Raw genomic sequence first — 18,442 nt, forward strand, 5'->3', positions numbered from 1 at the left:
TTGAGGCTCGTCAGGCGTGACGCGCCTTGATCAAGGTCAAGGGCTGCTCGACACGGCAGGATTTTCTGGCATGTATCCCGCCATGGAAAATCAGCCTTTTTACGTTCGCGAGGGGGATCATTTCATTCCCCAGGATTCTGGTCGTGGTCCCTGGGGCAACCGATCGCTGCATGGCCGGGTTGTCATCGGCCTGCTGGGGCATGGGCTGGAGGAAGCCTTCGGTTCAGACGAGTTCACGCCGGCCCGACTGACCGTCGACATGTACAAGCTGCCCGGGTTTGAACCTGTGGAGATCCGGACCACCCTGATCCGGGAAGGCGGCCGTATCCGCATGACCGAAGCTGAGTTCGTCTCTGGCGGCGTCAGCATGGCCAAGGCCAGCTGCCAGTTCCTGCGTCGCACCGAGAATCCCGAAGGCACCACCTGGAGCCCGCCTAACTGGGATGCGCCCATGCCCGAGACCATTGAGCCCCTGCCCAATACGCGCTCTCCCATGGGCGGCATGTGGGCCACCCGGCAGATTGCCGGTGGCTTTGGCGAGCCGGGTCCAAGGAAGATCTGGATGAGTGAAGTTCGTGAGCTTGTGGCCGGCAAGCCACTAACGCCCTTCCAGCGGGTCGCGGTGGCGGCTGATTTCTGCAGCCCCTTCGCAAATGCGTCCAGGGACAAGGGGCTGGCCTACATCAATACCGACGTCACGGTTTATCTTCATCGCGCCATGGTCGGCGAATGGGTCGGCTTTGAGACGGTGAACCACCATGCAACCGACGGCGTCGCCATTGGCGAGACCTGGCTCTACGACCGGGAGGGCCCGATCGGCACGGCGACCTGCGCCGCCCTGGCCCAGAAACGGCTGGCGCCCAAATAGTCAGCCGATCCGGCTGGACATGCCGCCGTCCACCGGCAGGACGACGCCGGTGATGAATGCAGCCTCATCCGACGCCAGGAAGAGGGCGGCGTAGGCCGTGTCCCATGCCGTGCCCATCTTGCCCCCCAGGGGGACCCTGGCGTTGCGGGCGGCCCGCACGGCCTCCTGCTCCTGACCCGAGGCCTGGGCAATGCCGGCCACCGCCATTGGCGTGTCCATAAGGCCCATGGCCACAGCATTGCATCGGACGCCCTTCGACGCATTGGCCTGGGCGACGCTGGTGGTCAGGCGGTTCACCCCGGCCTTGGTGACTTCATAGGCCAGCTGATTGCCTCCGGCGATTCCAGCCAGTGACGAGATATTGACGATGGCGCCGTGTCCCTGCCCGCGGAATACGGGCAGGAAGGCCTTTGTGGTCAGCCACATGCCCTTGAGATTGACCTGCACAATCTGGTCAAATGCGTCCTCGGTCAGGCGATGGGCAGGACCGTCTCCGCGGCCGCCTATGCCAACATTGTTGACCAGAATGTCCAGGCTACCCAAGGCTTTGAGGGCCTGGTCCGGAAGGTCGTCGCACTCTGCTGGCCTGGTGACATCCACCGACAGAGCCAGCGCATCGCCGCCTTCAGAGCGGATCATTGCGGCAGTCTCTTCGGCCCGATCGAAAATGCGGTCTGCACACAATATGCGGGCGCCTTCCCGGGCAAAGAGGATTGAGATGGCCCGTCCATTGCCAACCGTGTCTCCGGGCGTCTGGCCCGCGCCGATCACGACGACCGATTTGCCGGCGAGGCGACCGCTCATCTTCAAAACCCCTTTAGGTCGGGATCAAGGGTCTGCCCCTCGTCAAGTTGCACCCCGAAGCTGTTCAGGATCATCGACACCTGGGTGTACTGACCAGCGGTGAAGACCACATCCATGCACTGCTTGTCCGAGAAATGCGCCTTCAAGGCGGTCCAGGTGGGCGTGGTGATGAACTGGTCGTGGTGGAGCTCATCGGCCGCCTTCAGAAGGGCCTGATCGGAAGGGCTCCAGCCAGGAGCGTCGGCGCCGACCTTGATCCTGGAGATCTCGTCGTCTGTCAGGCCATCGCGCTTTCCGATGGCGACATGCTGTGTCCATTCATAGCCGGACCGACACAGGAAACCGATCCGCAATATGACGATCTCGCGATCCCGGGCCGGCAGGTCATTGCGGCGCGACAGGACATAATTGCCCCATGCCAGGAAGCCCTTGGCAGCCTTGGGAGCGTTGACCATGGTCCGGAAGATGTTCAGCACCCGCCCAGTCGCCGCCATGGGGGCGAGGATTTCAGCCTGGTCCGCGTCAAGGTTGTTGTCGGCCAGCGGCGCAATGCGCGGTGAAGTCAGTCGCATGTGGTTTCCCCCCTGTGGTTGGCATAAGCCTACAGGGCGGAGGGGAGGGGATTCAAACCCTCATTGTAGTCCTAGGCTGGCAGATGCTTGACCATGCGCAGCAGCATGGGAGCCACCTGCAACAGAACGAGCAGACCAAACCCGACGATCATGATCCGCCCGAACAGCCTGTTGCGGGCCTGGCGCCTGACTTCGTCGGCCTGGGGATCGTCCATGTCGTTACATCCTGAAGCGCTCTGAGCGCATGCAATAGGCGGTCAGGTCGCCTCTGCCAATGGCGCAAAGAAAAGGGACCGACACCGCGAAGCGTCGGTCCCTGAATGTCGTCTGCAGCCAGGGCTGCAGGCGGAATTCTTAGGCGTTCTTCAGTTGGACAGCGCTTTCCTTGCCCGAACGCTGATCGCGCTCGAGTTCGTAGGAAACGGTTTGACCTTCATGCAGGCCATTCAGGTCCGAACGTTCAACGGCCGAGATGTGCACGAACACGTCCTTGCCGCCGTCAGTGGGTTGAATGAAGCCGAAGCCCTTGGTGGTGTTGAACCATTTGACAGTACCGGTAGCCATTTTCAGCCTCCGTAGTGGGTGCGAAACCGCCGGAAGAGCCCGGCGGAGATCGAATCTGAAAAGGTCGGCTTTCAAACATCCCGCGCGAGCGAGTGGGCTTAAAGGAGCGTTGCGCAGCAGAGATCGATGTCTCTAGTTTAAATACTAATCCAGAAAATACTAGAAGGCGGGTCAGATATTTTTACGCGTAAGGAAATCGTTCTGAAATGTGGTGAACGGCAGGGCATGTAAAATGCCAATTGTCCAAGATTGAAGTGTGAATTTTATCTTATTTCGCGCATAGTGCAATTTAGGCTGGCTCTCGGACGCGGCGGCGAAAAGCGCCCCGTAACCTCGGATATCTCGCCGAAACGTCTGGCATAAGCCTCCAAAGGACCCGAATGCGCCCGAAATCCACAAGTCCAGTTTCGTCTGGCCAATCCATCCTGAGTCTGAGGACCGAAATCGAGCAGGCCCTGGCTGATGGCGCCGATCTTGGCAGCCTCGTCCTTCACCTGACGCCGCGGGATGACTCAGCTTTGAAGCGCCATCCGAGCGTAGCTGTCGCGGATATCGATTTCCGCAATGGCGAAATGCACTTCCTGGGCGTGAAGGTTCTGAAGGGCGAAGTCAGCCAGCTTGAAAAGGTGATGTCATGATGCCCGCAACCTCACCTATGTGGCGGACCCTCTGATGGGCATGCGTCCAAGTCTCGCCAGGAAGCTGGTCAAGGTGGCGCCCGCCAATGGCGTCTGGACAGTCCAGCTTGAGGACGGTCCCGTGGATACCTTCGGAACCAAGGATGAAGCCAAGGCGGCGGCCAACAAGCTGGCCCGCGCCTGTCAGGACGCCGGATCGCCATGCAGGGTCGACGTACATGGTGAACTGGGCTTCGTGGGATAGGGTTCCCACATTGGTGCAGCATATGAAAAAGCCGCCTCAAACCCCGGGTTGAGGCGGCTTTTTTCTTTCATGGCCAGCGCGGGAGAATCCTCACCATCTCCACACCGTCAGTTATGGCTCGACCAGTATCTTCACATGGGCTTCCGGGTCGCCAAGGGTGACAAAGGCCTGGGCGACCCCTTCCAGCCCTACCTTGCCGGTGACAACGCCACTGACATCAATGACGCCTTCGGCGATCTGCCTCAGGGTCCCGGCAAACTCCTCCGGGGAATAGCCAAAGACAAAGGTCAGTTCGATTTCCTTGGTAATGGCGATTGCAGGTTCGATCTTGTCAGTTTCCATGCAGACGCCCGCGACCACGATCTGGCTTCCGGCCGGAGACGCTTCGATCAGGTGCTGGAGGATGCCAGGCGATCCGACGCACTCGAAGACTACGGGGTGTCCGAAGGTCTTGCCCATCATGCGGGCGGCGTTCTGGGCGGCCCTGGCGGTGGGAACCCCAAAGGCTTCCCAACGGGCGTGAGGGCTCTCCTGGGCCGGATCAATCACGACGTCGGCGCCGAGCATTTCAGCGGCCTTGCGGCGGCGGGGAGAATAGTCGGCGGCAATCACGGGGCCGTGGCCCTTGGCCTTCAGGCCGGCGATCACGGCCAGGCCAACAGGGCCGCAACCAACCACCAGCGCCACTGAATCCTTGTCCAGTCTGGCCTTGGCTACAGCATGTGCGCCCACGGCGAAGGGTTCCGTCAGCGCCGCCTGATCTGTTGGCAGTCCATTCGGAACTTCAAGGAGCAGGGCCTCGGACAGGATCATCCGCTCGGCAAAACCACCCGGCAGGCGATTTGAGTAGCCAAGGGCCTCGACCCCGCTTTCGGTCAGGGTGACAGGGAGGCTGACAACCCGGGCGCCAGCCTTGAGTGTTCTGGCGGTTCCAGGACCATGGTCGAGGATCTCAGCGCAGAATTCGTGCCCGAATACCGTGTCCTTCGTCGGATCAAATCCGGAGCCCATCCCCCCACCGGCGCGGGCCGAGGTCTCCATCATGTGTTCCATGTGGTGCAGGGCATGCAGGTCAGACCCACAGATGCCGCAGGCCAGGGTGCGCACCAGGACCTGACCGGCGGCAGGGGTCAAATCCGCCACGTCCGTACAGATGAGCTGCTTGTTTCGGCGAACAACGGCGCGCATGGAGACCTCCCGCAATTTCTTTCAGGCATTCTGAAACGCGGAATGGGAATTGACCAGAGAGTTGCCGGGGAAGGGGTAATCCCCTAACCCGTCGGGCAACATCGTCGCGCCGGATCGGCGTCCATAGGGAGTAGACCATGAGCCTCGCCTTTCTGTTTCCAGGTCAGGGCAGTCAAGCTGTCGGCATGGGTGTCGACCTGGCTGAGGCCTTCGGGACCGCGCGGGAGGTCTTCCAGGAGGTCGATGACGCCCTGGGGCAGAAGCTTTTCGCGCTGATGAAAGAGGGTCCGGAAGACCAGCTGACCCTGACCGAGAACGCCCAGCCAGCCCTGATGGCCGTGAGCCTTGCCGTGACCAGGATCCTCGAAAAGGAATTCGGGATCTCGATCGAGCGCGCCGGCTTTGTGGCGGGGCATTCACTGGGTGAGTACTCCGCCCTGGCAGCGGCCGGAGCCCTGACCCTGGGGGATACGGCAAGGCTGCTCAAGCTGCGTGGTCAGGCCATGCAGCGCGCCGTTCCCGTTGGTGAAGGCGCCATGGCATCACTGATCGGACCCAAGTCGGACGTCGCCCTTGCCGAGGCCGCTGCTCAGGCTGGGTCGGCTGCTGGCGTTTGCGTGGTCGCCAACGACAATAATGCCGGGAATGTGGTGATCTCGGGAAGCAAGGCTGCGGTTGATCTGGCCATCGAGAAGGCCAAGGAGCTTGGCGCCCGCGCCATTCCGCTGAACGTATCAGCGCCCTTCCATTGCCCCTTGATGCAACCCGCCGCAGACGAAATGGCCGCCGCACTTGCTGGCGCCGTCATCATGGCCCCTCGTGCGCCTCTGGTCGCAAATGTCACCGCCCGGCCGACTTTGGACCCGGAAGCAATCCGGCGGATGCTGGTTGAGCAGGTCACGGGGCGAGTTCGCTGGCGTGAAAGCATGATCTGGCTAGCCGGGGAGGGCGGGGTCACCCGATTCGCCGAAGCCGGGGCCGGAAAGGTTCTGTCGGGCATGGCCAAGCGCATCGCCCCCGACGCAGAAGCCACGCCCCTGAATTCACCGGCTGACCTGGAAGCCTTCGCCAAGACCCTTTGAGGACCAACATGTTCAATCTTTCTGGAAAGACGGCCCTGGTCACCGGGGCTACGGGTGGAATCGGCGCGGAAATCGCCAGAACCCTCCATGCTCAAGGGGCCCACGTGGTCCTGTCAGGGACCCGCGAGGCGGTTCTCGCCGACCTTGCCGGTCAGTTGGGCGAGCGGACTTCGGTTGCTGCGGCGAATCTCTCGGACGCCGAATCGGTGGACGGGCTCGTGGCGCGGGCTGAGGCAGCCACCGGACAGCTGGACATTCTGGTGGCCAATGCCGGCATCACCAAGGATGGCCTGTTGATGCGGATGAAGGACGAAGACTGGGAACAGGTCCTGAGGGTGAACCTCGAAAGCTATTTCCGGCTCTCCCGCGCAGCCATGCGTGGCATGATGAAGCGCCGTTTCGGGCGCATCATCGGAATCACCTCGGTCGTGGGGGTCATGGGCAATCCCGGCCAGACCAACTATGCCGCCTCCAAGGCCGGAATGATCGGATTTTCCAAGAGCTTGGCGCAGGAAGTCGCGACCCGGGGAATCACGGTGAACTGCGTCGCGCCTGGCTTTATCGAAAGCCCCATGACCGACGCCCTGAATGAAGCCCAGAAGACGCAGATCCTGTCGACCATCCCCGCCGGGCGACTGGGCTCCGGCGCGGAAGTTGCGGCGGCCTGCGCCTACCTCGCCAGCGACGAAGCGGCTTACATGACCGGCCAGACCCTTCATGTGAATGGTGGCATGGCAATGATTTGACCTGTTGGCCTCCCATAGGCGAACATGCTACGGCGACCTTCGAACCCAGAGGCCTAGGTCTCTAACCACAAATCTCGCGAGCGGTTGACATCCCGTCGGCGGTCGCAGATGGATCAGTTGAACAACAGGGACCTATACTCATGTCCGACATCCTTGAGCGCGTGCGCAAGATCGTCATCGAACACCTCGACGCCGATCCTGATAAGGTCACCGAAAAGGCCAGCTTTATCGACGACCTGGGCGCTGACAGCCTCGACAACGTCGAACTGGTCATGGCCTTCGAAGAAGAATTCGACATTGAAATTCCGGACGACGCAGCCGAGCACATCCAGACGGTGGGCGACGCGGTGAAGTTCATCGGAGAACGTCTGGGCGCCTAAAGCCTAGGCTTTGTTGCAAAGTTGACCGCCGCGTCCCTTACCAGAGGCGCGGCGGTTCGCGTATTGGAGCCAGCCATGCGTCGTGTCGTCGTCACCGGGATAGGCCTTCTGACCCCCCTGGGCCAGGGTACCGAACTCAGCTGGAAAGCCATTCTCGCCGGAAAGTCCGGCGCAGGGCGGATATCCCATTTTGATCCTGAGGTTTATGCCTGCCAGGTCGCCTGCGAAGTGCCGCGGGTGGATGGTCGTGGCGGCGGCGGTCCTGAGATCGAGGGCTCCTTCGATCCGGACAAGACCATGGCGCCAAAGGATCAGCGCAGGGTGGATGACTTCATCCTCTACGCTGTCGCCGCAGCTGATGAAGCGGTTCGGGATTCGGGTTGGGTTCCGGCGACTGCCGAAGACGCCGAGCGGACCGGCGTAATCATCGGCTCCGGCATCGGCGGTCTGGCGACCATCGAGATCAACAGTGTCGAGCTCCATGAGAAGGGCCCCCGGCGGATCAGCCCGTTCTTCATCCCTTCGGCCCTTATCAATCTGGCCTCGGGTCAGGTTTCCATCAAATACGGGTTCAAGGGCCCGAACCATTCCGTGGTTACGGCCTGCGCCACCGGCGCGCACGCCGTTGGCGACGCGGCCAGAATGATCAAGTACGGCGATGCCGACGTCATGGTGGCAGGCGGCGCCGAGGCCGCAATCTGTCCGGTGGGTATTGCCGGCTTCATCGCCTGCCGCGCCATGTCGACCGGGTTCAACGACGCCCCCGAGCGCGCAAGCCGCCCCTATGACAAGGATCGCGACGGCTTTGTAATGGGCGAAGGCGCCGGTGTGCTGGTGCTCGAGGAATACGAACACGCAAAGGCCCGTGGGGCCAAGATCTATGCCGAGGTCGCGGGTTACGGCATGGCGGGCGACGCCTATCACATCACGGCCCCGGCTGAAGACGGCGATGGCGGATTCCGCGCCATGCGTGCAGCCTTGAAGGACGCCGGTGTCGATCCTTCTGAAGTCGACTACATCAACGCCCATGGCACCTCTACGCCCCTGGGCGACGAGATCGAGCTGGGCGCTGTGACGCGCCTGCTGGGTGATGCGGCGGCCAAGGCCACCATGAGTTCGACCAAGTCGGCCACGGGACACCTGCTGGGCGCCGCCGGAGCGATTGAAGCGGCCTTTACCTGCCTGGCGATCCGGGACCAGGTCGCGCCGCCGACCATCAATCTCGAAAATCCGTCTGTGGAGTCGGTGATCGATCTTGTGCCCAATAAGCCCAAGGCCATGGAGATCAACGTCGCCCTTTCCAACAGCTTCGGCTTTGGTGGAACCAACGCCTCAGTGGTCTTCAAGAAGGTTACGTGAGCGGCAAATCAAAGCCCAGGTCGAAGTCCCGCCGGGTAACCCCGGCGCGGAGTCTGCTGGTCGCACTTGTGAGCGGCGGCGCGGTGTTCGGGCTGGTCCTTTTCCTTGTGATCGCGGGTGCCCTCTGGAGCTATGGCGGGCCCGGTCCCGCGGCCAAGGCGGGGGAGGAGACTGTCGTCGAACTTCGCCAGGGCGCAGGCCTTCCGGAGATCGCCTCTACACTCAAGCGGGCAGGGGTGATCGGCTCATCCTCGGTCTTTGTTACCGCAGTCCAGATCACGGGCGCCGCCCGGGACCTGAAAGCGGGGGAATATGCGATCAGGAGCCGGGCTTCGATCAAGGATGTCCTGTCAGACATCCGCGCGGGAAAAACCGTGCGGCACCAGATCACGGTACCCGAAGGGCTGACGTCGGAAGCCGTTGTGGAGAAGCTTGCCACGGAACCGCTCTTGTCCGGGGTTGCGCCGACCCCTGCGGAAGGCAGCATCCTGCCCGAGACCTATGAATTCCAGCGCGGAGAAGACCGGGCTCGCGTTCTGAAGCGGATGATGGACGCGCAGGATCGATTGATGGTCCTGCTCTGGCAGAACCGGCAGGCCGACCTGCCCTTCCAGACGCCCAATGAGGCCATAACCCTGGCGTCAATTGTCGAGAAGGAAACGGGCAAGGCCAGCGAGCGCCCCCGGGTTGCGGCGGTCTTTCTGAACCGGCTTCGCATGGGCATGCGCCTGCAGAGTGACCCGACGGTGATCTACGGCATCAGCCAGGGCCGTTCGCTGGGCAGGGGATTGCGGGTCTCCGAGCTTGCCGCACCAACGGTCTACAACACCTATCAGATCAATGGCCTGCCTCCGACGCCCATTGCCAATCCCGGGCGTGAGGCTCTTGCCGCCGTCCTCGATCCGCCAAAAACCGATGAGCTGTATTTCGTGGCTGATGGGACTGGTGGGCATGTGTTTGCGTCGACCCTTGAGGAACACCAGCGCAACGTCACCAAGTGGCGCCAGATCGAGAAAAAGCGGGCTGCTGACGTGAAGCCGGGGGGCAAGCCTTGAGCCTGTCAGGGATGACCGGCTTTGGCCGGGCGGAAGGGACTCACGGGGACTGGACCTGGTCGGTAGAAGCGCGGTCGGTGAATGGCCGCAATCTTGATTTGAGATTTCGGGGACCTCCCGGATTTGACAGTCTTGAGCGTCAGGCCCGCGATGCGGCCCAAGCGCGATTTCAGCGTGGCCAGCTGACGGTCGGCGTTACCGCCAGGCGTTCAGACGCCCGCGCATCGGTGCGGGTCAATGTCGAGCAGGCGGAATACTATCTCAAGGCTGGCGCCGCCTGGCTCGGTGCGGGAGCGGTGACACCCCCGAGTCTTGATGGCCTGTTGGGGCTTCGGGGGGTTCTGGATGTGGATGCAGAAGCCGAAGCGCCTGAGCTTCTGGCCGCAGTGGAAGCCGGAATGGTCCAGACGATCCACGCTGCCCTGGATGGACTGCTTGCCACCCGAAACGAGGAAGGCGCCAGTCTCGAAGGCGTCCTGTTGGGCCAGTTGGCCAGCATGGCCAGTCTGGTGGACCAGGCTGAAGCCCGTGCAGGTGATCAGCCGGCGGTCATTCAGGCTCGATTTGCCCGCCGTATGGCTGAGCTTGCCGGCGACGCCCCAGGGATAGCCGAGCGCATCGTGGTTGAAGCGGCTGCAATGGCCGTGAAGGCCGATGTCCGCGAGGAGCTCGACCGGCTGGTCGGACATGTTCAGGCCGCCCGGGCCCAGATCGCCACACCGGGTCAGGCAGGGCGAAGACTTGATTTCCTGACGCAGGAATTCATGCGAGAGGCCAATACCCTGTGCTCAAAATCCGCCTTGCCGGAGCTTACGGCGCTAGGGCTGGAACTGAAGGCGACCATCGAGCAGTTTCGCGAGCAGGTACAGAATGTGGAATAGCCTATGAGCCCGGCGGATGAGCACCACAAACCCTGGGAGACCCAGAGGCGAGGTCTTCTGCTGCTCATGTCCAGCCCGTCCGGGGCCGGCAAGACCTCCTTGTCCCGGCGGCTTGTCGCTGACTATTCAGACCTGACCCTTTCGATCTCGGCCACTACCCGCGGCCCGCGGCCCGGGGAGGAAAATGGTCGGGAATATCATTTCGTGTCTGACGATGAATTCGACCGGCTGATCGCCGATGACCAGATGCTCGAATGGGCCGCGGTTCACGATCACCGGTACGGCACCCCGCGCAAGCCGGTGATCGAGGCTCTGGAGCAGGGGCACGACGTTCTGTTCGACATCGACTGGCAGGGTGCACGATACATCAGCGCCGCCATGCCTGACGATTCTGTGCGGGTATTTGTTCTGCCGCCATCCTGGTCGGACCTTTCCCGCCGTCTGCATGCCCGGGCCCAGGACCATGAAGATGTCATCCAGCGGCGACTTGAGCGCGGGCGGGAGGAGATCACCCACTGGGGTGAGTACGACTATGTCATCGTCAACAAGAACTTCGACCGCGCCTATGCCGATCTCAGCCACATCTATCGTGCAGAGCGCATTAAGCCTGGCCGGAACACCTGGATCGGCGACTTCGTCGAAGAGTTGCGGAACGAAGGCGCCTAGTTTGTGCCCCACAGCGCCTGGTCATAGCTGACCAGATTGGCTTCGAAATCCTGCAGGATGTCGACGACTTCTTCGATCGGGGCGTTCAGGGATCTCAGGTCGGGGAACCTGTAGCGCCAGAAGCTCGCAATGTGCGAAATCACGCCCATCCGCTCCCCCAACATCATGAACATGTCGGGCGCCTTAAGCAGGAAGTCGCGGAACGCCATGGGCCGGCCGTTCTGGGTAAGGTCATTGAAGGCTGAGTCGTAGACCTGCAGGGCCGCTGCGACCTCACGGCGTCTCAGCTGAACGGCGTCCAGCAGGCGGGCGCGGGCGTCCTCGATGTATTTCAGCAGTTCGCGGTCCCGGTGACCCGTGGCCCGAAGCATGGGCAGTTCCTTGATCACCGTGCCAAGCTTCGGCGCAAGGTCGCTCAGGACCCATTTGTAATAGAGGAAGCCTTTCCAGCTGAAGACGCCTTCACGATAGGCTTCTCCCTCCAGCCGCATGACGATGCGCAGTGGCTCCAGCCGCTCGTCAATCTGGGTGGAAAGCAGGGCCTGGACCATCTTGTCGGAATTGCCCTGGGCGCTGTTGGCCGGGAAGGCGAGACTGATCAGCTGATGGATCTGTTGTCCCACATACTCCTGCATCCGCTCCAGGTCGGCGTCGGAAATGGCGAAGTAGATCGGCGCAATGGGAAAGCCCCGGCGATTGAGGTGTTCACGCAGCAGGAAGGGGTCGAGGGATGGAAGTTCGTCGAGGGCCAGCAGCAGGGAAATGTCCCGGTGCAGCTTGGCGTTTTCGCCGGCGATCTCGTCGATCATGGTTGTCCAGCCGCGCTGGCCGACAAAGAAGGATCGGCCTCCCATGCGAAGGTCAGATCTCTCGAATGGAATGATGACCTTGGTGGCGACCTGGCGCTGATCGTCAAACACGAAGCGCTCGTCGGCCCGGACCCTGTGCTTCAGGATCAGGCTTTCATTGAGAACCGGATTATCGAAAAAGGGCTGGGTCTTGTAGGTCGGATCTTCCCGATGGGTAGAGCCAACGGCGATCAGATTTAGGACCCGGCTTGTAGACGCGGTCTTCTGAAGAGCACCCAGATTCCGGATAGCCCGATCAGAGCTCCTATTTTTCATTCATCGCCCCCAAGCGGGTCAGCCGGCTTCGAGGGGACACGGATGCATTTGCCTCCGTCCGACCACCAGACACTGACGAGTCGAATTAAGCATTTAAGGGCTTAAGAATTCATATTCTTTTCCGCTCTCTCGAGCGCCGTCATCAACCCTGGGCAGCCAGCTTCGGGTGCCAGACTACCGCCTTCCTTAGGACTTGGAGCTGTAGCTGACAGCCATTCCGGCCCTGACATCCTGCTGGACGCCATACTGTGGGAAGGGATAGCGGAAACCATTCCCTGAAAGGGCTTTCATGCCCGCAATGGCGGCCTCGATGAACTCTGGGGGAGATGCCATCAGCATCTCGTCATCCAGTACGCCGCCATACCGCCGCTCGGCAAAGCAGGGGATTGAAAGGCTGGGCAGGCGGGTGGTCAGGGCCCGTCCCCACGAATCGGCGCAGGCGCTTTCTCCCACCACGCTCCAGTCGAATCGCTTGTATCCAGACCACTGCAGGCCATTGATGAAGTAGATCATGGCGCCTGGCGTTGCGTAAAAGAGGACGATGTCAGGGTCCTTGAGCTTGCCAGAGGCCAGTGGGCCGACGGCAAGGGCGTCATAGAGACCATCCGGCACACAGTTCATGGCATCCTGATGGGCTTTGGCGTCTTCTGATGTTTCAAACCAGACGCCCTTCATGTGCTCGCCCGAGCGCCATGCCTCGGTCTTGGCGTTTCCCAGGCCGACCACAGCCCGGCATTGCGCGCCAACCAGATCGTCCGCCGTAACGCCGACGGTCCACCCAAGCCGCGACGCCTGCCCGACAATCTGGTCCAGGGTATGGACTGATTGTGGACGCCGGATCCGGGGGATGGCCTCCATGTCCTCCCGGCGGGCGAACATCTTCATGGCGAAGGGTATGGATCGCAGCTTCAAGAGGCCTTCGATTTCACGGGCGAGGACTTCGGCTTCCATGGTCATGTCTCCCTTTTAGGCGCAGGCTGCGCCCGACTTCGGGGCTTTGACAAGATGCCTGGAGGCCTTTCACTTTGAACCTGTCGTCCCCAGCTATGGCTTTCGACGCGCGAGGATGTTAGACGCGCGGCTTGGTTTTTGGGGTGCGCCCCAATGCATCGGACATGGACATGCTCGGAATTCTGCTCGTCTGTCACATCCTGGTCAGTATCGCGCTGACTGGCGTCGTTCTGTTGCAGCGGTCAGAAGGGGGCGCCCTGGGCATGGGCGGCGGGCCCACCGGTATGATGAGCGCCCGCGGCGCCGGGGATCTGCTGACCCGCACGACCTGGATCCTGGCAACGCTGTTCTTCGTTCTCAGCATCAGCCTTACCCTGCTGTCGGGCAAATCCCGTGGCGCCACTTCGGTTGTTGACCGGGTGAAGATGAACAATCTCGCGCCCAGCACGCTCAACCGTCCTCCGGCTGGTCAGGCTCCCGGGCAGACGGCGCCCACCACGCCAGACGGCGCGCCTGCGCCGATCCAGGCGCCGACTCCGACCGTCAACAATCCCTTCGCCGGCGAAGTTGAGCCTGCGGCTCCGACAAAACCGTAAGGTCTGTTCCCGTGCTTCATGACCTGGAGCCGCGTTTGCGGCTCGCACTCCTTTGCGCGTTTGGCCTGGCCGACGGGAGAACAGCTGGTTCAGTGCAATCGGTTCAAGGCGTTCGCGCCGAATCACGACTAGTCTGACCGCCCATGACCCGGTACATTTTCATCACCGGCGGCGTGGTCTCTTCCCTTGGAAAAGGTCTGGCGTCCGCCGCCCTCGGCGCGCTCCTGCAGGCCCGTGGATACAAGGTCCGCCTGCGCAAGCTGGACCCCTATCTCAATGTCGATCCTGGGACGATGAGCCCCTATCAGCACGGGGAGGTCTTCGTCACGGACGATGGGGCCGAGACCGATCTGGATCTTGGGCACTACGAGCGGTTCACAGGCGTGAACGCCACGGGCGCCGACAACATCACGACCGGACAGATCTACAAGACCATCATCGAGAAGGAGCGGCGGGGCGACTATCTGGGCGCAACTGTCCAGGTCATTCCGCACGTCACCGATGAGATCAAACAGTTCGTCCTCTCTGATCCAGGCGAAGGCGTCGATTTTGTCCTGGTGGAGATCGGCGGCACTGTAGGCGATATCGAAGGCCTGCCCTTCTTTGAGGCCATTCGTCAGCTCGGGCAGGAACTGCCACGCGGGCATGCCTGCTACATCCATCTCACCTTGCTGCCCTACATCAAGACCGCCGGTGAGATGAAGACCAAGCCGACCCAGCACTCCGTCAAGGAGTTGCGGTCCATCGGCATCCAGCCCGACATACTGCTGTGCCGGTGCGAGCAGCCCATTCCTGACAGCGAGCGCCGGAAGATCGGTCAGTTCTGCAATGTCCGGGAGAGTGCGGTCATCCAGGCCATGGACTCCAGCAGCATCTACGGCGTGCCTCTGGACTATCACGCCCAGGGTCTGGATCGGGAAGTCCTTGACGTCTTCGGGATGCGCGACTCTGCACCGGCTCCGGACCTGTCCCGGTGGCAGGACATTTCAGACCGCCTGACCAATCCTGATGGCGAGGTCAACATCGCCATTGTCGGCAAATACACCGGCCTGACAGACGCCTACAAATCCCTGGTGGAAGCCCTGATCCATGGTGGAGTTGCCAGCAATGTCCGCGTCCGACTGGACTGGATCGAGGGCGAGGCTTTCGAGCGCGAGGAAGGTCTGATCGCCGAGCGCCTGACCGAGGTCCATGGCGTCCTTGTGCCTGGAGCCTTTGGTCAGCGGGGGTCCGGCGGCATGATCCGGGCGATCCAGTTCGCCCGGGAACACCAGATTCCCTATTTCGGTATCTGCTTCGGCATGCAGATGGCCATGGTGGAAGCTGCCCGCAATCTGGCGGGGCTCTCCGAGGCGTCTTCAACCGAATTCGGCCCGACACCTGAACCTGTCGTCGGTCTGATGACGGAATGGACCAAGGGCAATCAGCGCGAAATGCGTGGGGAAGGCGACGATCTCGGCGGAACCATGCGTCTGGGGTCCTACGAAGCCGTCCTGACCCCGGGCTCCCTGGTGTCGGAAATCTATGGCTCCACGGTCATTCATGAGCGTCACCGCCACCGCTATGAAGTGAACATCGGCTACAGGCAGGCCATTGAGCGGGCCGGGCTGTCCTTCAGCGGTCTCTCTCCGGATGGTGTCCTGCCGGAAATCTGCGAGAGGCCGGATCATCCCTGGTTCGTCGGGGTTCAGTTCCACCCGGAGCTGAAGAGCCGACCCTTTGATCCCCACCCACTGTTCTCAAGCTTCATCGGGGCTGCGAAGGTTCGCAGCCGCCTGGTGTGACCCCGCTAAAATGGTCAGATTGGGATTGCTTCCGAACGGGGTCTTGAATCGATCGATCGATTGAGGCATACACCCGCGCTCACGTCGGCGGCCCCGGGCCGCCGCATCCATTTTTACGCCTGAGAGATTCTCCCGTGGCCGTTCCTAAACGCAAAGTATCCCCGTCCCGTCGCAACATGCGTCGCTCGCATCACGCCCTGGGCGCCAACAGCTTTGTCGAAGACAAGGAAACCGGCGAACTGAAGCGTCCGCACCATGTCGATCTGAAGACCGGCATGTACAAGGGCCGTCAGGTCATCACGCCCAAGCAGGACTAAGGGATTCGGCACGCAGTCTACTGCGCGCGTCCCCGGGCCTGAATGCCGGCCCGCCGCTGTTCCACCATGTCAGGCGTAACGTGCCGGTTGTGCGCGCTTGATCTCGCGTGTTCGAGCTCCAGGCCTTGACGCAGGCTCATTTCATAGCCGTCGTCGATCATCGCCTTGTAACCGGTCAGCATTTCCACATCGATCTGGGCCATGTCCGCCGCCAGCTTCAAGGCCGTGGGGATGAGCTCTTCCGGGGCTACGACCCGGTTTGCCAGGCCCCAGGCATAGGCCGTCTCGGCGTCCAGGAAATTGCCGGTCAACGAAAGTTCCTTTGCCCGGTAAGGCCCGATCAGCCTCGACAGCTTCTGTGAAAGTCCCCAGCCCGGGGTGATGCCGACCCGGGCATGGGTGTCGGCGAACCTTGCTCTCGTCGAACAGATCAGAACGTCGCAGGCGAGGGCGACCTCAAATCCACCAGTAATGGCCACGCCATTGATTGCTCCGATGACAGGCTTCTGGCAGGCGATGACCGCCCAGGCGGGATTCTCGGAGGGTTCCGTCGCATTGGCGGCCTTTAGGCCGTCCGGGTCTTCTCCCAACTCCTTGAGATCCAGGCCGGCGGTAAACGCCCGGTCGCCAGCGCCGGTCAGGACGATAACCTTCACCTGGGGATCAGCGTCCAGCGCACTGAGCGTCCGATGCAGTTCAGCCCGGAGCTCCCTTGAGAGTGCATTCATTGCTTCTGGCCGGTTGAGCGTCACCAGGGCAACCGAGTTCGCAATGTCCACCAAAAGCATGTCGTCTCTCCCGATCTGACCCGCGAAAGTCTGCTTTCGGGAACTGAAGTCAAGGTCGCGCGATTGCCCGGCGGAGCGAAGATGGCTAAGGCTCGCCGCACATTTTGTTATCCGGAGACCGGACATGACCGAGATTGTCGACATCACCGCGCGTGAAATTCTGGACAGCCGGGGTAACCCCACCGTGGAAGTCGATGTTGTCCTCGAGGATGGCTCCATGGGCCGGGCGGCAGTGCCTTCAGGCGCTTCTACAGGCGCTCACGAGGCCGTAGAGAAGCGGGACGGTGACAAGTCCCGTTATGGCGGCAAGGGCGTGCTGCAGGCCGTGGATGCGGTCAATGGCGAAATCTACGACGCGCTCTCGGGATTCGACGCCGAAGATCAGCGCCGGCTGGACAATGTCCTGATCGAGCTCGACGGCACGCCGAACAAGTCCCGTCTGGGCGCCAACGCCATTCTGGGCGTCAGTCTGGCGGCGGCCAAGGCGGCGGCCTGCGCAGCTGACCTGCCCCTCTACAAGTATGTGGGCGGCGTAAACGCCCGCGTCCTGCCGGTTCCGATGATGAACATCATCAATGGCGGCGCCCATGCTGACAACCCGATCGACATCCAGGAATTCATGATCCTGCCCACCGGCGCGGCGACCTTCGCCGAAGGCCTTCGCATGGGCGCAGAGATCTTCCACAGTCTGAAGTCCGCACTGAAGGCGGCCGGGCACAATACCAATGTTGGCGACGAGGGCGGCTTCGCGCCGAACATCGCGACCGCCGAGGAAGCCCTGGCCTTCATCGTGAAGTCGGGCGAGGCCGCTGGCTACAAGGCGGGAACGGATTTCCTGCTCGGCCTGGACGTCGCCTCAACTGAATTCTTCAAGGGCGGAAGGTACGACATGGCCGGGGAGGGCAAGAACCTCGACCCTGCCGGAATGGTCGATTACCTGGCCGCCCTGGCGGCGGCCTTCCCGATCGCCACCATCGAGGATGGATGCGCCGAGGATGATTTCGAGGGCTGGAAGCTACTGACCGACAAACTCGGCGGCAAGGTCCAGCTGGTTGGCGATGATCTGTTCGTGACCAATCCGGCCCGTCTGGCGGACGGGATCGGGCGTGGTCTGGCAAATTCCATTCTGGTCAAGGTCAACCAGATCGGCACCCTGTCGGAAACCCTCGACGCCGTGGATATGGCCCACAGGGCCGGGTACACGTCGGTCATGAGCCACCGGTCAGGCGAAACCGAGGACTCGACCATCGCCGACCTGTCGGTCGCTGCGAACTGTGGGCAGATCAAGACCGGCTCCCTGGCGCGGGCCGACCGGACGGCCAAGTACAATCAGCTGCTCCGGATTGAGGAAGAGCTTGGCGATCAAGCCATATATCTGGGTCGAAAGGCTCTGAAACGCGCTGGCTGAGCCCCATCGCAAGCCTTGGTTAAGCATGTGAAGGCAAAGTGGAATCGTCTCTGCGATTAGGTGATTCCCACCCCGTGCTATCTAGTCTGCGCACCTATATTCCTACCCTCGCCCTGGGGCTGCTGATCTCCTATTTCGGATTTCACGCCCTGACGGGTGATCGGGGAATACTGACTACCGGCGAGAGGGACGCGGCCCTGGCCGCGAAAACAGCGGAGCTGGAGCTGGTGCGCAGCCAGCGGGAAGATCTCGAGGCCCGCGCTCGCTTGTTGCGCGATGAATCCCTATCTGCTGATCTTCTGGAGGAACGTGCGCGTTCCCTGTTAGGTTTCGCTGATCCAAGAGATTATGTGATCCGGCGGCAGCCTTAGGATTCGGGCCCTGCGGAAACAGGTCTCGCCGGTTGGCGACGAAAATTATCTGGAGT

Annotated in this window: 22 protein-coding genes; 15 read left to right on the forward strand and 7 right to left on the reverse strand. The window is 61.9% G+C overall.

What is annotated here, in order from left to right:
* Window positions 1-82 precede the first annotated feature (82 nt).
* Window positions 83-868 carry a hypothetical protein gene (locus CFE28_09100; GenBank protein OYU71638.1) on the forward strand — a complete coding sequence of 262 codons (786 nt, stop codon included), beginning with the start codon at window positions 83-85 and terminating at the stop codon, window positions 866-868.
* Here the strand turns inward: CFE28_09100 and CFE28_09105 are convergent, their stop codons facing one another.
* The 3 genes from CFE28_09105 to CFE28_09115 form a co-directional block, all read right to left on the reverse strand.
* On the reverse strand, window positions 869-1,672 hold the full coding sequence (locus tag CFE28_09105) for an oxidoreductase (protein OYU70137.1): 804 nt from the start codon (window positions 1,670-1,672) through the stop codon (window positions 869-871).
* A 2-nt stretch (window positions 1,673-1,674) separates the two neighbouring features.
* Window positions 1,675-2,244 (reverse strand): carboxymuconolactone decarboxylase, encoded by a 570-nt coding sequence (locus CFE28_09110; GenBank protein ID OYU70138.1) that lies wholly within the window; start codon window positions 2,242-2,244, stop codon window positions 1,675-1,677.
* A 354-nt stretch (window positions 2,245-2,598) separates the two neighbouring features.
* Window positions 2,599-2,808, reverse strand: coding sequence for a cold-shock protein (locus tag CFE28_09115; protein ID OYU70139.1), 210 nt, complete (start codon window positions 2,806-2,808; stop codon window positions 2,599-2,601).
* 380 nt (window positions 2,809-3,188) lie between these two features.
* Between CFE28_09115 and CFE28_09120 the strand changes: the two genes are divergently transcribed.
* Both CFE28_09120 and CFE28_09125 read left to right on the forward strand, forming a co-directional pair.
* Window positions 3,189-3,446 carry a hypothetical protein gene (locus CFE28_09120; protein OYU70140.1) on the forward strand — a complete coding sequence of 86 codons (258 nt, stop codon included), beginning with the start codon at window positions 3,189-3,191 and terminating at the stop codon, window positions 3,444-3,446.
* Window positions 3,447-3,465: 19 nt separating this feature from the next.
* Complete coding sequence (locus CFE28_09125; GenBank protein OYU70141.1) at window positions 3,466-3,690, forward strand: hypothetical protein; 225 nt, start codon at window positions 3,466-3,468, stop codon at window positions 3,688-3,690.
* Window positions 3,691-3,801: 111 nt separating this feature from the next.
* Here CFE28_09125 and CFE28_09130 read toward each other — a convergent pair whose 3' ends face one another.
* Window positions 3,802-4,878, reverse strand: coding sequence for an alcohol dehydrogenase (locus CFE28_09130; protein OYU70142.1), 1,077 nt, complete (start codon window positions 4,876-4,878; stop codon window positions 3,802-3,804).
* Between the two features lie 137 nt (window positions 4,879-5,015).
* Between CFE28_09130 and fabD the strand changes: the two genes are divergently transcribed.
* From fabD to CFE28_09165, 7 genes are all read left to right on the forward strand, one after another.
* On the forward strand, window positions 5,016-5,960 hold the full coding sequence (gene fabD / locus CFE28_09135) for a [acyl-carrier-protein] S-malonyltransferase (GenBank protein OYU70143.1): 945 nt from the start codon (window positions 5,016-5,018) through the stop codon (window positions 5,958-5,960).
* Between the two features lie 8 nt (window positions 5,961-5,968).
* Window positions 5,969-6,706 (forward strand): beta-ketoacyl-ACP reductase, encoded by a 738-nt coding sequence (locus tag CFE28_09140; GenBank protein OYU70144.1) that lies wholly within the window; start codon window positions 5,969-5,971, stop codon window positions 6,704-6,706.
* A gap of 140 nt (window positions 6,707-6,846) precedes the next feature.
* The gene (locus CFE28_09145; protein ID OYU70145.1) at window positions 6,847-7,086 is read left to right on the forward strand and encodes an acyl carrier protein; all 240 of its coding nucleotides are present in this window, start codon (window positions 6,847-6,849) and stop codon (window positions 7,084-7,086) included.
* A 75-nt stretch (window positions 7,087-7,161) separates the two neighbouring features.
* Window positions 7,162-8,445 (forward strand): beta-ketoacyl-[acyl-carrier-protein] synthase II, encoded by a 1,284-nt coding sequence (gene fabF / locus CFE28_09150; GenBank protein OYU70146.1) that lies wholly within the window; start codon window positions 7,162-7,164, stop codon window positions 8,443-8,445.
* 68 nt (window positions 8,446-8,513) lie between these two features.
* Window positions 8,514-9,500 (forward strand): aminodeoxychorismate lyase, encoded by a 987-nt coding sequence (locus CFE28_09155; protein ID OYU71639.1) that lies wholly within the window; start codon window positions 8,514-8,516, stop codon window positions 9,498-9,500.
* A complete protein-coding gene (locus tag CFE28_09160) occupies window positions 9,497-10,381 on the forward strand; it encodes a YicC family protein (GenBank protein OYU70147.1) in 885 nt (294 codons plus the stop codon). Before CFE28_09155 ends, CFE28_09160 begins: the two co-directional genes overlap by 4 nt.
* 3 nt (window positions 10,382-10,384) lie before the next feature.
* Complete coding sequence (locus tag CFE28_09165) at window positions 10,385-11,047, forward strand: guanylate kinase (protein OYU70148.1); 663 nt, start codon at window positions 10,385-10,387, stop codon at window positions 11,045-11,047.
* Here the strand turns inward: CFE28_09165 and CFE28_09170 are convergent.
* Both CFE28_09170 and CFE28_09175 read right to left on the reverse strand, forming a co-directional pair.
* Window positions 11,044-12,171 (reverse strand): hypothetical protein, encoded by a 1,128-nt coding sequence (locus CFE28_09170; protein OYU70149.1) that lies wholly within the window; start codon window positions 12,169-12,171, stop codon window positions 11,044-11,046. The two genes, CFE28_09165 and CFE28_09170, sit on opposite strands and share 4 nt — an antisense overlap.
* 186 nt (window positions 12,172-12,357) lie before the next feature.
* Window positions 12,358-13,128 (reverse strand): hypothetical protein, encoded by a 771-nt coding sequence (locus tag CFE28_09175; protein OYU70150.1) that lies wholly within the window; start codon window positions 13,126-13,128, stop codon window positions 12,358-12,360.
* 164 nt (window positions 13,129-13,292) lie between these two features.
* Between CFE28_09175 and CFE28_09180 the strand changes: the two genes are divergently transcribed.
* The 3 genes from CFE28_09180 (at window position 13,293) to CFE28_09190 (ending at window position 15,819) form a co-directional block, all read left to right on the forward strand.
* Window positions 13,293-13,718 carry a preprotein translocase subunit SecG gene (locus CFE28_09180; GenBank protein ID OYU71640.1) on the forward strand — a complete coding sequence of 142 codons (426 nt, stop codon included), beginning with the start codon at window positions 13,293-13,295 and terminating at the stop codon, window positions 13,716-13,718.
* Between the two features lie 143 nt (window positions 13,719-13,861).
* Window positions 13,862-15,502 (forward strand): CTP synthetase, encoded by a 1,641-nt coding sequence (locus CFE28_09185; protein OYU70151.1) that lies wholly within the window; start codon window positions 13,862-13,864, stop codon window positions 15,500-15,502.
* Window positions 15,503-15,636: 134 nt separating this feature from the next.
* Window positions 15,637-15,819, forward strand: a complete 183-nt coding sequence (locus CFE28_09190) for a 50S ribosomal protein L32 (protein ID OYU70152.1) — start codon at window positions 15,637-15,639, stop codon at window positions 15,817-15,819.
* A gap of 17 nt (window positions 15,820-15,836) precedes the next feature.
* Here the strand turns inward: CFE28_09190 and CFE28_09195 are convergent, their stop codons facing one another.
* Complete coding sequence (locus tag CFE28_09195; GenBank protein ID OYU70153.1) at window positions 15,837-16,607, reverse strand: enoyl-CoA hydratase; 771 nt, start codon at window positions 16,605-16,607, stop codon at window positions 15,837-15,839.
* A gap of 124 nt (window positions 16,608-16,731) precedes the next feature.
* Here CFE28_09195 and CFE28_09200 point away from each other — a divergent pair, with 124 nt between their 5' ends.
* The gene (locus tag CFE28_09200; GenBank protein ID OYU70154.1) at window positions 16,732-18,015 is read left to right on the forward strand and encodes a phosphopyruvate hydratase; all 1,284 of its coding nucleotides are present in this window, start codon (window positions 16,732-16,734) and stop codon (window positions 18,013-18,015) included.
* Between the two features lie 74 nt (window positions 18,016-18,089).
* Window positions 18,090-18,386 carry a septum formation initiator gene (locus CFE28_09205; GenBank protein OYU70155.1) on the forward strand — a complete coding sequence of 99 codons (297 nt, stop codon included), beginning with the start codon at window positions 18,090-18,092 and terminating at the stop codon, window positions 18,384-18,386.
* Window positions 18,387-18,442 lie beyond the last annotated feature (56 nt).

It is taken from the genome of Alphaproteobacteria bacterium PA2 (assembly GCA_002256425.1).
Classification (GTDB): domain Bacteria; phylum Pseudomonadota; class Alphaproteobacteria; order Caulobacterales; family Caulobacteraceae; genus Phenylobacterium.